The following is a 14,855-nucleotide window of genomic DNA, read 5'->3' on the forward strand; positions in this document are numbered from 1 at the left end:
CGCTCCCCCTCAGCCGTCGAGCCGGTAGTGCAGCAGGACTACCAGGTCGCTCAGGCCGTCCGGGTCGGCCGCCAGCGTGACCGGGGTGCCGAGAACCAGCGGATCGGACTGACCCACGCACTGCCGCAGGTCGGCGTCCCGGTTCAACGTCACCGGGTCACCGGCCACCGTGAGGTCGTACGTCCCGGGATCACCGTCCACCCGGGCGTACCAGGTCACCTGGTCCACCACCGGCTGGTGGTCGCGGGCGAGGTACGGCAGGTGCTCCGGCCCGATGGTCAACTCGGTGCTCTGCTGCTGGGTGAGCTGCCACCACTCGTCCGGGAAGTGGTGGCGCAGGCTGTATGCCTGGTACAGCCCCGTCCGTCCGGCGTCGACGAGCATCTCGTTGAGCACCTCCCGTAGGGAGTCCTCGACCAGGCCGCGCAGCGTCGAGCCGCCGTCGCGGGCCGTGTAGCGCAGGTGCAGGATGATGTCGCTGATGCTGTCGTAGTCGAACTGGCGGACCGCCGTCGGCAGTTCCAGCCGCCAGGTGCCGATCGCGCCCTTGCCCTCGAACGGCAGGTAGCGGTCGTCGGCGAAGTTCAGCTCGAACATGCCGCTGTCGCTGAGGCCGCTGCTGGTCGCGATCGACTCGATCCCGCCCACGTTGTACGCGAAGCGCTCGTCACCGGGCACCTCTGTGTACTTGTCCTTGGCGCTGGTGCCGCCCTGCCGGGCCGCGGTGGAGCTCCGGTACCTGTTGCCGATCAGGGAGAGCTTCGCGGTCACCGGGGTGTACGGGCCGGCCACGCACGGGATGGACAGGCTGACAGTGCGGAGCCGGCGGAAGTAGTGCCCGGGGTGGTCCAGGTCGAACAGCGCCTCCGGCACGTTGACGACGCAACTGCCGGTGGCCCGCAGTTCGATCAACGCCGCCGGGTCGAGCTGCGCCAGCGAGACGTGCCGGGTCAGCTCGCGTTCGCGGCTGTGCTGGTCGAGGTAGGCCACCTCCATCCGCTTCAGGTCGTGGCGCAGCGCGTCCGCCACTGTCAGCCCCTTGCGCAGGCTGTCCCAGTAGCCGGGTTGCAGGAACGTGGCCTCGCTGCCCAGCTCGTGGGCGAAGCACCGCTCGGCCTTCTTCGCCACGTCGAAGGCGAGCTGGTAGGCCCCGAAGTAGACGGAGCTGGCCCGGCTCACCATCCACTGGTACAGCTCGGTGTTTGTGTACTTGCCGCGCAGGTACTCCTCGGTGGCCCGGGCGTTGTCGGCCTCCTGGTCGTGCGCCGCCAGCTCGTCGGTGAGCATGGCCACGTGCAGCCGCCCGGTGAGGAGCTGCTGGTCGAGCTGGGTCAGTTCGAGACCGGCCAGCGCCGCCTGGTGTTCCCAGTCGTCCATCCGGCGGCGGTAGCCGCCCTGGTTGGCGGCCATCCCGGCGGCCTTGTCCAGGGCCCGGGCGATCGCTTCCAGGGTCATCACCGCCGAGTCGGCGGCGGCACCGGCCTTGTCCCCGCCGAGGGTGAGGGTCACCGTGGGTGAGCCACCGAAGCCGGCGCCACCAGCAGTGAAGTTGGGTATCAGCTTCAGCCCGCCGGACAGGATGTAGCCCACGGCGATCGCGGTCTCGCCGAGCAGCGACACCCCTGACAACGCGGTGGCGGTGATCTCCCAGGCGTTCATGTACGGCCGGCCGGCGTAGTAGCGTTGCCGCTCCTCCACCACCTTGCGGCTCAGTTCCAGCGCCGCGACGTTGCCCTCGGCCTCCGCGATGGTGGCGAGCTTGACCGCCCGCACCGCGTCGAGCAGGGCGATCTCCTGGCCGGCGCGCAGCCGGGCGAGTTGCTCGGCGTCCCGCTTCTCCATTGCCGCGAGCAGCCCGCCGCCCAGCTCACCGACGTACCCGACGAGTTCGGTGGCCTTCTGGGCCAGCACCCGGAACCGGTAGTTCGGCAGCGGTGCGCCGAGCCCGGCCAGGAACGACGAGACGGACATGCCGGCGGCGGCGGCCCGGACCAGTGCCCCCGGGTCGATCGGCGGCGAGAACAGGGCGAGCATGCTCTCCACCCCGTCGATGTTCTGGCAGTTGCGGATCTTGAACAGCCGATCGCCGATCAGGTCCCACAGCCGGAGCATCTCCTCGTTGGGCGGGACGCAGAAGTACAACGCGGAGTAGCTCAGCGGGCTGGGCAGTTCCGCACCGCCGTGCGGCAGCAGGTCCAGGTCGGGGATCAGGTTCTCCAGGTCCAGCAGCGCGTTGCCGAACAGGTCCACGGTGGCCTGGAGCTGGTTCACGGTGGCCGGAGCCGGGCTGACCAGCGGCGGCACCACGCTCGGCTTCGGCCCGAGCAGTTTGTCGGCCAGAATGTAGAGCTGAGTGGCCTGGGTGACGGACTCCCTGGTGAACTGCCGGAACAACTGGTCACCCCAGTCGACAAGGTTCTTGATGTAGCTGACCACCACGGCGAGCTGGTAGGCGACCGGCCGGCTGCGGGCCACCACGTGCGGGTTGAACGGCTTCGCCCGCCACTGCTCCACAGCGAACTTCAGGTCGGTGATGCTGGCCCCCGACGGGTCGGCCGCGATCGCCGTGAGAATGTCGCCGATCCGCTGGTTGAGCAGCTCGGGCACTCCGGTCTGGAAGAACGGCTTGGTGACCCAGTACTTCTGCGGGGCAGCGGCGCCGTCGGCGGTGCCGACCGGGTTGAAGATGTGGTGGAACCAGTTCCGCGCCTCGGCGAACCGCTGGTCCCGGTTGAGCCGCAGCGCGATGTCGAACGGAAGGTGGTAGAACAGCTCCCAGTTGTAGCCCGCGTACGCGCCGTCCGCGGCGAAGTCCAGGTCCTCCACCGGGTACGGCGACACGACCACCGGCGCCGGCTGGTAGGTGTCAACGAAGTCGAACCCCGTGTTGGTGAGCTGGGTGGTCCGGCTCAGCAACGCCGGCACGCCCGACCGGTGGACGGTGGCCCGCAGGAAACACAGCAGCGGGTGGTAGAAGTTCGCGAACCGCACCCCGTACGACAGGGTGCCGTAGACCTCGAACTCGGCCACCAGCCTGTGGTACTCCGCGTCCTCGGTCATCGCCTGCACGGCGGCCGCGAGGTCGTGCGCCGGGTCCTCGGCGTATCGGCGTAGGTACTCGGTGAGCAGAGCCAACACGTCACGGGCGAACTCGTCCACGTCGCTGTACGTCTTCTCGATCCGGTCCGCCGGGTCCTCGGCGCGCCGGTCGTAGAAGCCCGGGATGATCACGTAACCACGGTCGTAGTCGCCGTAGAAGTACGGCATCAGGGTGCCCAGTGGCAGCACCGGCCGGCGGTCGTGGGTGCCTCGGATGCTCTGCGCCAGCCCCAGCAGCATGACGATCCAGTCGAGCAACGACATCTGCATGGGGTACGTCACCCGGAACCGGCCGGGCGTCTGCGCCACCAGCGTCTGGAACGCGCCCATCAGCGGAGTGCTGATCGCCAGGTCGTTCTGCGTCCGGAAGACCAGTTCGGTGAACCGTTCGGCCAACAGTTCGGTGTCCTTGAACACCGGCGACAGCTGCAGGTTGCCGGAGCCGCCGCCCGGCATCGGCTCCGGATAGCCTCGGCAACCGGTCAATGCGAACGAGCCGACGAACTCGGAGCCGGTGAGCACGCTGATCGCCTGACCGGCCGCTCCGGCCGCGTACGCGAAGCAGGTGAACTCGTCCGCGGCGGGGAGGTCCTCCCGGTAGCCGCTGGTGGGGTAGTACAGCGCGTCCTTGGAGATCTTCTTCGGCTGCCAGCGGTCCTGCGTCCGCTCGCCGATGGCCAGCTGGATCCGCCACCGCCGACGCGGCCGCTCCGTCTCGGTGCCGCCTGGCGGGATGCCGTCCGGGTCCGGAATCTGGGAGGTCTGCGCCGTGTCGGTCTCCTGCGTGAAGACCGGCCAGGCCACTGTGAGCCGGCTGTTGCGGTCGAAGGCGAGCAGGTGGTCGCCAGCGATGTCCAGCGGCACCCGCCGCCACGGCGTCCAGTACCGCTCCCGCTCGAACTGCCTGTGGTAGTACACGGTCGGGTCGCCGCCCCGGGTGCGGGCGAACACGTGCATGAGATGCCTGTCGTGCTGGTAGTAGCAGGCCATCACGTCCAGGTGTGCCAGGTCGTCCAGCTTCTCCAGGTACGCGATGGTGGCGTTCTCCACCGCCAGGTCGGTCAGCTCGTCCTGCTGCAACTGGTCGTCCAGCTCGGTGAACAGCTCCGACTTGTCGTCCCGCAACTCCGGCAGGATCCAGTTCTCCGGATACAGGAAGATCTTCCGGTTGGCCTCCCACACCCGATAGTTGGCCATCCAGTTCCACTGGTCCCAACCCGGATCCTCGGTGACCGCCGCGACGCTGTCCGGCTCCAGGCCCAGCAGGCAGCGCTGCACGAACAACTGAACTGTGGCGTGCGCCTGCACGATGCGCGACGTCGCCATGCAGGCGCCCATCTCGACATCGATGAGGAAGTGGTCGTACAGGTCGTTGGTGTCGCGCAGCCCCGGGTTCTCGGCCAACAGGTACGCGACCAGCGCGTCCCGTTTGGCCACCCGCAGCCGGTCCTGCACCCCTTGGAGCACCCCGAACCACTCGGCCTCGGCGTAGCGCGCCTTCAGGGCCTGCCGCATGGTGGCCGCCCCCGCCGCCGTGGTGACCGGCTGGCCCAGCGGCACCGCCGCCGCCACCGGTAGGCCCAGCCGGCGCAGCACTGTGAGCGCCTGGGCCAGTCGCTGGATCGTCGCCGGTGACCGGTACGCGGTGAGGTCCACCGCCGACAGTTCGAGGTGGGTGTCGAGGTCGGTCAGCACTGTGGCGTCCCAGCCACCGAGCTGCGCCAGATGGGTGTGGACCTGCGTGGCGGTGGTCCCGGCCGCCAGGACCAGGTCGAACAGCCCGTACACCGTCCACGGCGCGGCTGCGTCCAGCGGGTTCGCCACCGGCGGGTAGGTGCGGGCCAGCTCGACCCCGGCGGCCAACCGGATCCAGTCGGTCAACGGGACCGGCGGCCGGCCGGTCTGGTACGGCACCCGGTCCGGGGGCTGCCAGCCGAGCGACAGGGCGTTCGCCAGCAGCCAGCCGAGGTCCGCGTCGGGCACCCTCAGGTGGTCGACGAGCCGGCTCAGCACGTGCAGCAGGCGCAGTGCCCGGTACTGCTCGTCGAACCCGGCCGGGGTGACCGCCGGCGGCGTCGGCGGCTCGTTCACAAGGTCCACCAGCGCGTCGTCGGTGAGCACCGCGAGCAGCGGCCGGGTCAGCTCCGCGCCGGCCAGCACTGTCGCGGCGGCGTCCGCCGAGAACCCGAAGGTGTCGGCCACCGCCGCCACCGCCAGCTCCTGCTTGGTACGGGTGTACGCGTAGCTGGACAGGGTCGTGGTGATGGCCAGCAGCAGCGTGGTCTGCTGGGCCTCGGTGGGGCTGGCCACGATCGCTGCCGTTATCGGTGTGGTGTCCACGAGGGCGGCGAGCTTCGCGTCGACGAACTGCGCCGGGGTGGTCACCGCATCGGTCCAGCCACCGTCCACTATCGAGGTGAAGCCGGCCAGGTCCGCCTCGGTCATCCCGGGCACCACGGCCAGCAGGGCACGCAGGCCCGGTAGGTTCTCCTCGGGGGGCGCCGCCGGGTCGACAGCGGGTCGGGTCGCCGCGTAGCCGCTCTGGTAACCGGCCTGCAACCCGGTGAGCACCGCGGTCAGCGTCTCGTCCGGCAGGTCCCGCGCGGCCAGGTCGTCGGCTTCGTGTCGGAGCAGGTAGCGCAGGTCGGCCGGGCTGATGCCGGTGCCGGCCCGGGCGGCGTCGAGCAGCGCGACGAAGGCCAGCGCGGCGGCCGGTGTGGTGAGCGGATCCGGCCCGATCAGATCCTTCATGGTCAGGTACTCGCTGACGCTGAGCCCGAGCGCCCGGGCCAGCAGTGTTCCGGCGTACACCGTGTGCAGGCCGACGTTGCTGACGATCGCCGGGGCCGGAAGGTCGGCCACCAGCAGAGCGGTGTCCGCCGTGGTGGCCCCCAGGCAGGTCGCCAGGTACGCCTCGTGCGCCGACAGCGGAGCACCGGAGCCGGGTGTGGTCAGCTCCGCCTGCTCGTTGGCGAGCACGTTTGCCGGCTCGAACGCGTCGAGGACCGGGCCGTTCGCCGTGTTGCGGAACACCTCGGCGTACCGCGACTCGTCCAGCGGCGCGAACAGGTCGACCACCTCGGGCAACGGCAGCCCGAGCCGCGCGGCCAGTCGGTGCAGCGCCGCCACCGTGACCAGGAGGTCGTCGTCCAGGGCGCCACCGCCCAGCGCGTCCGCCCGGATCGCCCGGTCCAGCAACGGCGGCGTCCAACCGGTGCAGGCCGGCGCGCGCAGCAGACGCAGGAACCTGTGGATCCGGTCCAGGCGCGCGTCGGTGAGCTGCTGGATCCGCCTTGCGCTGAGGTCGGACCCGGTGTCCATGTGCTTGACGAACATGGCGTTCCCGGGATTGACCCAGGCCAGCGCCAGCAGCTCGGTCAACTCCCGATAGTCCAGGCGCGCCCGAGCGAGGAAGTTGTCCACCCGGGCGATGCCGCCCAGAGCGCCGAGCGGCGCGGTGTTCCAGATGTCGTCCTGAGCGGCCGGGTCGGCTGTGACCACCAACTGCCGCTGCGCGTCGCTGATCCCCAGTTCCTCGGCCGCGATGGCCTCGTCGCTCGGGCCCGCCGACCGGCGCAGCGCCCGCATCACGTCGGCCCGGGCGATGTCGAACTGGGCGAAGTAGCTGCGGGTCTCCTCGTGCGCCAGGTCGAACGGCAGGGCGAACGCGTACCGGCTGCCCGCCAGCAGGGCGTACGCGGCGGCATTCACGTACTGCGGCGCGGCCGCCAACTCCAGCGCGGTGCCGGTGGTCTGGCGCAGTCGGCGCACGAACCACCCGCCGGCCCCATCCGGGCTCGCCTTGGCCACCACGCCGACGTCCCGGACGACGCGAGCCCCGGCCAGGTCCGGCTCGTACACGAGGGAACGGTCGGTGAACGGCCAGCCCTGGCCCTGCAACAGGCTCAGCAGCCCGGCCGACGGCGCCTCCACCGGGTCGACGCCGCCGCTCAGCGGGCCCCCGAACGCCAGGCCCGCGTCCGGTGCCACCGCCTCCTCCAGCAGCTCACACACCAGGTCCAGGTAGGGCAGCGGAAGGTCGGTGTTCTCGCAGCTCAGATCCAGGTCACCGAGGTCCGGCCGGCGACCGTACAGCACGTCCCGGGCGACCTTGGTGGCCGGACCCGGCGTGTCGGCGTCGGTGACCAGCCGGTTACCGAGGAACTGAAGGGCGTCCACCAGGTACGCGGCGGCGCTGTGCACGCTGCGGCACGGCTCGCAGTAGCTGGAGTCGGCGAGCTGGAACAGGCTGCTCAGGTTGGGAAAGTCGGCGCTGACGGGGGTGAGGTCCGGGGCCACCGAGCCGCCCAGGGCCCGGACCGGCAGCGCCCGCGCCGCGCTCTGGAGTTCGCCGGCCAGCAGCCCGCTCGCCACGTGCACGTCCACGGCCCGGCGATACACCGACCGGGCCTGCTCGTCGGTGAACCGGCCGGTGTTCACGGCGGTGGCCACGAACCGCGTCTCGCCGAGGGCGTGGATCCGGGCCGCCGACGGCACGTTGGCCGCCAGCAACGCCGTGGTCTGCCGATAGGTCGGCGCCAGCTTGAAGATCCGCTGCGTGGCCTTGAGCGCCGGCCGCCCGGTCCGCAGCCGCTCCGGGTGGTCGCGCAGCAGCCGTTCCACGTTGCCTGTCGCGAGGTCGAAGTCCGGATTCGCGGTGAGCAGTTCGAGCACCGCGTCCCGGTGCCCACCGAAGGCGCGTTCGGCGGCCCTGGCCCGCTCGTCGGTGCCGGGCTGTTCTTCGGTGCCGGGCTGTTGACCGGGGCCGGGCCGATCGCCGTTGCCGTCGGGTCGTTCGGCTGCGGCGGTCGCTGTGGTGTCGGCCACGGCGCCCGCGTCGCGTTCGAGTTGCGCGGTGAAGGCAGTGGTGGGATAGCGCCTCTCCAGCTTGCGGGCCAGCGCGCCGGCGTGCAGGTCGATCAGCTCCGGCCGGACCGGCTGACCAGCGACCCGGACATCCGTTGTGCTGTCCCGCAACACCCGCCGCCAGTCCGCCGGGGCCAGCCGGGCCAGCCGGCGAACGTCGGCCGGCCGCTCGATTCCCTCGCGATCGCGGACCCGGTCGACGATCGTCTCGTCGTAGCCCAGCACGTCGGCCAACACGCTCGCCGCGCCGGCCGCCTCGGCGGCCGACCGGTCGGGAAACGCCGCCGCGTCAGCAAGCCGGGCGATCAGCCCGGGCAGGTCACCGGCGGCGTCGGCGGCGAGAAGAGTCTGGACCCGCTCGTGCGCGCCGTCGGCGAGGAACCGCTCCACCCGCCCGTACAACACCTTCGGCCGTTCCTGCGCGACGTACTCCTTGGCCTCCGGCCGTACCCGGGCCAGCATGTCGAGGATCCGGTCCAGCTCACCGAGCAGGTCCTCGGGAACGTAGCGATGGCGCACGGCCTCGGCGACGGCGTTCCGGACGGTGTGCTCGTCGAGCAGGGCCATGTCGTAGTACAGCGGCCGCAGCTCGGTGTTCAGATCGACGTCGAACCGGGCGAGCGCGGCGCCGGTGCGACTCGCTGTCAACAGCGTCCGCTCGGCGAACAGCGCGTAACCGAACACCGCCGGCAGCTTGTAGGACGCGGCCAGTTTCTGCGCCACACCGAAGTGCGCCAGCGCCGTCGCGGGCAGTCCGGTCTCGGCGGCCAGGAACGTCACGTCCTCGACCTCGTCGTCCTGCCGCAGCTCGTACAGCGCGACCTCGCCGAGCAGCGGGACGATCGTGGCGAGGATCCGCTCGTACTCACTGCGTTCCCGGTCCCCGCCACCGGACAGATCCACTGTGAGCGCGGCAAGCTCGGGAGCGTTGAACAACACAGCGCTCAGCGGCGGATCGGACAGAAGGCGATCACCAGCGGACACGCGGACGAACAGGTCGGCGGACTGCTTCTCGGAGCGGGTGAACCGGTCCCGCGAGTAGTCGATGCGATACAGTCCGTCATCCCCGGTGATCGCCTCGCCGAGCTGCTCGGAGTGCCGCAGGTCCCGGTCGAACGCTCCGATCGTCAGAGCGTTTGCAGGCTGCCCGTCGGCCCAGCGCACCCGACCCACCACGACGAACCGGGACGGCGGCTCGGCCAGCACCATCTGCACCGCGTCCCGGGTCGCCCCGTCCACAGTGCCGGTGACCGGCAGCTTGTGCGTCCGTTGGAACTCGGCCACTCCACGGCGGGTGGTCGGCCCGTACCGGGCGTCGACCAGTTCGTCGGTGGCGATGTCAGCGGGCATCCGCAGCAGCGCGGTGTGCAGCCGCCGGACGTCGTCGCTGGGGCGGTGGCGGCGCGAGCCCATCGGGGTGGTCATGAGCATCTCCGATCGTCCGCCAGCCGGCGACGGCGGCTGTCTGACGCCGGTACGACCGGGGGCTACCTGGCATCCTGCGGATCGGAGGAGCACGCAGCATCACATTGTCCAAGATCCGCCTTCCCGTTTGGCTGAACGGCAGCGGGCACTGCCGGGACGGCCGGTGGCAGAGCCGGTACTTCCCGGGCAGCCCCCTCAGCCTCAGTGAGCCTGCACCGGCTGAGCAGCGACCCAAACGGTGAGCGACATCGTCTCGGCCAGCAGCCGGCGGCATTTGAGGTGGATTACCGGTCATTCCAGATCGGCTCGCACGGGTGCAACAATGCGGGCATGAACGTTCGGGAGCGCAGCAACGTCACCGTCACGGGTCGGGAAGGTGGCCCGATGGTGATGCTCGCCCACGGCTTCGGATGTGACCAGAACATGTGGCGGCACATCACGGCGACGCTCGGCGAGCAGTCTCGCGTGCTGCTCTTCGACCACGTCGGTGCGGGGCGCTCCGACGTCACGGCGTGGGACTCGGATCGGCACGCGACTCTCGACGGCTACGCCCGCGACGTCCTGGAGATCTGCCGTGATCTGGACCTTCGCGACGTGATCTTCGTGGGGCACTCCGTGAGCGCCATGATCGGCGTGTTGGCTGTCAACGAGCAGCCTGACCGCTTCGCCGGCCTGGTCCTGCTGACTCCCTCACCCTGCTACATCGACGAGGAGGGCTACCGGGGCGGGTTCACCCGTGACGACATCGACGAGCTGCTGGATTCGCTGGACAGCAACTATCTCGGATGGTCGGCCAGCATGGCGCCGATGATTATGAGAAATCCCGACCGGCCCGAACTGGGCGAAGAACTGACTGCCAGTTTCTGCCGCGCCGACCCGACCATCGCGAAGGCGTTCGCGAGGGTCACCTTCCTGTCCGACCATCGTGCCGACCTGGCCAGGGTACGAGTGCCCACGTTGGTGATCCAGTCGGCGATCGACGCGATCGCGCCCCCCGAGGTGGGCGCCTATGTCAACGACCAGATAACGGGCAGTCGCCTGGTCACGCTCGACGCCACCGGGCACTGCCCACAACTGAGCGCACCGCAGGCCACGGCGCAGGCCATCGCGGCGTTCGTGGCCGAACGCCGGTGAGTGAACCGGTGCCCCGCACGGGGTCGCGCTGCGGGCTGCGGGACGCCGCAGAGTTTCCCGCCATGCTGGAGGACAACATCGACGATCTCTACGACGGTTCGCCGTGCGGGAACGTCTCCACGTTACTGGACGGCACCATTGCCAAGATCAATGCGACGTTGCTCGGCTGGCTCGGCTACACCCGCGAGGACGTCATCGGGCGCAAACGCTTCAGTGACCTGCTCACCGTAGGCGGGAGGCTGTATCACGAGACACATTTCGCCCCGACGCTACAGATGCAGGGCGAGATCAACGGTGTCGCCCTCGAACTCAGGCGCGCGGACGGATCCCGGTTACCAGTGCTTGTCACCTCCGTGGTCAAGACGGGCAGTGACGGCCAACCCCTGCTGATCCGTACGACAGTCTTCGACGCCCGCGAACGTCGCGCATACGAAAACGAGCTCCTACATGCCCGCCAGGAAGCCGACGCCGAACGGGAACGCCTGCGGGGATTGATCGCCGGACTGCAACACAGTCTGCTGCCGGACACGTTGCCGGCCCCGCCGCGTACACAGACCAGCGCCTATTACCACATGGCCTCCGCCGACCGGATCGGCGGAGACTTCTACGACCTGTACCCGCTCGACGCGAGCCGGTGGGGGTTCTTCCTCGGCGACGTGTGCGGCAAGGGCCTCGCCGCTGCCGCCACGACCGCAGCCGCCCGACACACCCTGCGCACCGCTACCGCCTACGACCCGGATCCCGCCGCCGCGCTCGCCCACCTCAACACCGTTCTCTACCAGGATCACCGCAGCCGGTCACACCGCCACTGCACGGTCATCCTCGGCATCCTCACCCCAACGCCAACCGGCTACTCGATCACCCTCGCCGGTGGTGGCCACCCCGCCCCCATGCTGCTGCGCGCCGACGGCACCGTCGAGCCGCGACCCACCACCGGCGGCACCATCATCGGCGGCCTCCGCACACCACGCATCGCGACCCGGACCTTCCCCCTGGAGCCCGGCGACACGCTGATCCTCTACAGCGACGGCCTTCTCGAAGCCCGTTCCGGTCTCGGCGCGGAGCAGTTCGGCGAAGAGTCGCTGCAGGAATTCCTGGCCCGGCTGGCGCCCACCACCGCGCCCGCGGCAGTCAGTGCGCTTACCGAACTCCTCGCCACCTTCCAACGGCTCGACGACGACGTGGCCCTCATGGCAGTGTCGCTCGATGCAGGCCCGCCTGCTCACACTCGCGCCTAGTCGTACGCACAGTGCCCCTCCGTCGGGGCCGATCCGACCGGCCAGGAGCACCGGTGAAGGTGTCGGCCGAAGGCATGCCCCCGGCGTCGAAGCCCACGAGCAACTCGGTGCCGGGCGCCAGGCGACGCTTCTGCCCCGGATCGCCAGCCGGAAGTTGAAGCTGACGCGAGCTGATACGCCGTCCATGCCAGCCCTCCAGGGGTCGCTGTGCGCCCTGGAGCCGGGGTCGATCTCGGGTCACTCCTGCGGCGCGATCAGCCTGTCGTCGGTGGTGTCGTGGACCGTGATCGCTTCCACCGGGCACGAGTCGGCGGCGTCGAGGACGACCTCGGCCGGGGCGACCACGTCGGCCAGCGGCGCGGACAGACCGCCTACCAGGTGGAAGTACTCGGGCGCGGTACCGGCGCAGATGCTCGTGCCGATGCAGCGGCGTGAGTCCACCCCGATCCGCCAGGCGGCGCTCACCAGGCCACCGGCATGCCGAGCAGGCCCCGCACCAACATGCCACGCTTCCACTCCAGCTCGGCTTCCGGCACGGCGAGCCGCAATCCGGGCAGGCGGGTCACGAGGGTGGCGACGGCGACCTGCAACTCCATGCGGGCCAGCTGCGCGCCGACGCAGTGGTGCACACCGTGCCCGAAGCCCAGGTGCGGGTTCTGCTCGCGGGTCAGATCCAGCCGGTCCGGGTCGGCGAAGACGGTACCGTCCCGATTCGCCGATGACAGTGAGCCGAGAACCGGCTCACCTGCCCGGACCAGCACCCCGCCGACCTCGACATCCTCCTTGGCGTACCGGGCGAAGGAGGAGCCGACGCCGAGCGGCACGTACCGCAACAGTTCCTCCACCGCGGCCGGCACCAGCGACGGGTCGGCCCGCAGCTGAGCGAGCTGGTCCGGATTGTGCAGCAGGACGTAGACGAAGTTGGGGATCTGGGTCACAGTGGTCTCGTGGCCGGCCGCGAGCAGCCCTCCGGCCAGCTCCACCAACTCGGTCTCGCTGAGTCGATCCTGATTCTCGTCGCGGGCCCGCACCAACGCGCCGAGCAGGTCGTCGATCCCCGGCTCGCGGCGGCGCTCGGCAACCAGATCACCGATGTAGCCCCAGAGATTGTTCAGGTACTCCTGGATCGTCTCCATCGGCAGGGAGGTGGTCGAGACGATCGCCTCGGACCAGATGTGGAAGCGGTCGCGGTCGGCGTACGGCACCCCGAGCAGCTCGCAGATCACCTGGATCGGCAGCGGCGTGGCGACGTGCTCCACCAGGTCGGCCGGAGGACCGAGCCGGACCAGGTTGTCGACGAGCGCGTCGGCGATCTCCTGGGTTCGGGGGCGCAGCGCCTCCACCCGACGTGCCGTGAACGCCTTCGCCACCAACCGGCGCAGCCGGGTGTGATCGGGCGGGTCCAGGGTCAGCATGCCGCTGTACTGCTGGCGCGGGGTGAGTCGGGGCTCGTCGCGCTGGACGGCCGGGGCGCGGCCGAACCGCACGTCGCCGAGGACCGTACGGACGTCCTCGTACCGGGTGGCGAGCCAGGCCTCCTCGCCGTAGGGGAGCTTCACGCGGGTCATCGGCTCGTTCTCGCGCAGCTCGCCGTAGGTCGGATCGACGACGAGGCGGTCGGGCACACTGAACGGATACGGCCGCGCGGGCGGAACGCTTCGACTCTCGGTGGTCTGCGCGCTCTCCGTCATCCGGATTCCCTTCGTCGAGACGGCGTGATCCTCAGGTCGGGCACCACGTTCGTAGCGGCGCCGGATTGCCAGCGTCCAGGGCTTGCGGGCAGCACACATCAACGCTTAGTAATCTGTCGATGTCGGATCGTAGCGGGAGATGCCGATGATCGCCATGGAGGCTGGTCCCGTCCGCACGCGAAAACGGTCTCGCGGCCAACCGCTCGCCGGGCCTCGCTCTCGACGACCAGCCACTCCGCCGGGGTGCGGCAGTAGAGCCGCACCCCGGCAGGGACACCCATCGGGACTGACATCACGACCACAGGTGTCGCGAGACTCCTCGGCTCCAGATCAGCAACCGAGCCGCTTGCTCGACAGGGCGATGTCGTCGATCCAGAGGTCGAAATCGCCCGGCGTCGTGCCGCCCTGGTAGAGCTGCCAGCCGATCTTCACAGTGTCGACAGTCGGCAGGACGAAGGGAACATCGTTGCCACCGTGGTCGCTCGTGGAGGCCGTCAGCTCCGGGTTCGCCACGCCGTCGATCCACACCGCGACGCGGTTGTCCGCCGCGTCGATCTTCCATTCGAAGCATTGCCAGGTGTCCTCTACGACCGGGGCGGACTCCCGCCAGTTGGTCCAGTCGCCGGTCGGACCGCCGTCGGCGCCGACCCCCCAGAAGGTTCCGGGGACCGTTGGCGCGTACTGCCCACCGACCGGACGGACGACCTCCGCGCTGCCGGTGCCGGTTGCTTCCACCAGCGTGAAGTGCGCCCAGTCCGGGGCCGTCGGGAAGGCGTCGACGCGCAGACGCATCCGGCCGTAGAAGCGGTTGCCGGGCGCAGCGAAGTCGTCGACGCGCAGGAAGGCGCGCCCGTTGTCGACGGTGTGGACGTGCAGCACCTGGTTGCCGCGACGGGCACGTTCGACGGTGAGCGTGCCGTTGCGGGTGTCGACGCCCCAGTTCAACGTGCTGGGCCCCCCGGCGGGCAGCCGCTCGAAGTCCTCACAGAAGAGCAGGCCACGGGGGCACGAGGGCGGGGAGGCCGCCGATGCGCCGGCCGGGACGCTGCCGACTGCGGCCCCGAGGATCAGGGCGGCGCTGAACACCGCGAGAAAACTCCGCATTGTCATCCTCCAAGACGGCTGGCTCCCCACCACAGGGGCGGGGCCAGCAGGAACCTTCCGGCCATGCGACGCTGAGGTGCTCCCGCTCGCACCGCTGCGGCGCGGTTGCCTCCGCGCTGCGGTGATCCGAGCTATTCCGGCATCACCGCATCAGCCACAGCCACATTGACAGCCGTCATTATATGTGAAGAGACTGACTCCGGTCGGCCGGCCGCTAGTGCTGCACGGGTCCGCTGGGCGTTGACTCGGAGCCGGGAAAGCGGAACGCTGTGGAAGCGCTCCCATCGTCGAGCTCCTC

General features: G+C 70.0%; 6 protein-coding genes. 2 read left to right on the forward strand and 4 right to left on the reverse strand.

Annotated elements, in window-relative coordinates; genetic code table 11:
• Positions 1 to 9 precede the first annotated feature (9 nt).
• Entirely contained in the window at positions 10 to 9,390 is a 9,381-nt protein-coding gene (locus tag AB0K35_RS03835) for a neuraminidase-like domain-containing protein (protein WP_363883563.1), read from the reverse strand.
• A gap of 330 nt (positions 9,391 to 9,720) precedes the next feature.
• Between AB0K35_RS03835 and AB0K35_RS03840 the strand changes: the two genes are divergently transcribed.
• Both AB0K35_RS03840 and AB0K35_RS03845 read left to right on the forward strand, forming a co-directional pair.
• Entirely contained in the window at positions 9,721 to 10,524 is an 804-nt protein-coding gene (locus AB0K35_RS03840) for an alpha/beta hydrolase (RefSeq protein ID WP_363883565.1), read from the forward strand.
• A 62-nt stretch (positions 10,525 to 10,586) separates the two neighbouring features.
• Positions 10,587 to 11,762 carry a SpoIIE family protein phosphatase gene (locus AB0K35_RS03845; RefSeq protein ID WP_238668045.1) on the forward strand — a complete coding sequence of 392 codons (1,176 nt, stop codon included), beginning with the start codon at positions 10,587 to 10,589 and terminating at the stop codon, positions 11,760 to 11,762.
• Between the two features lie 237 nt (positions 11,763 to 11,999).
• Here AB0K35_RS03845 and AB0K35_RS03850 read toward each other — a convergent pair whose 3' ends face one another.
• From AB0K35_RS03850 to AB0K35_RS03860, 3 genes are all read right to left on the reverse strand, one after another.
• Entirely contained in the window at positions 12,000 to 12,227 is a 228-nt protein-coding gene (locus AB0K35_RS03850) for a ferredoxin (RefSeq protein ID WP_238668046.1), read from the reverse strand.
• On the reverse strand, positions 12,224 to 13,453 hold the full coding sequence (locus tag AB0K35_RS03855; protein WP_363883568.1) for a cytochrome P450: 1,230 nt from the start codon (positions 13,451 to 13,453) through the stop codon (positions 12,224 to 12,226). Before AB0K35_RS03855 ends, AB0K35_RS03850 begins: the two co-directional genes overlap by 4 nt.
• Before the next feature lie 330 nt (positions 13,454 to 13,783).
• Complete coding sequence (locus AB0K35_RS03860; protein WP_238668048.1) at positions 13,784 to 14,557, reverse strand: hypothetical protein; 774 nt, start codon at positions 14,555 to 14,557, stop codon at positions 13,784 to 13,786.
• Between the last annotated feature and the right edge of the window lie 298 nt (positions 14,558 to 14,855).

Source organism: Micromonospora sp. NPDC053740 (assembly GCF_040677775.1).
Classification (GTDB): Bacteria; Actinomycetota; Actinomycetes; order Mycobacteriales; family Micromonosporaceae; genus Micromonospora; species Micromonospora alfalfae.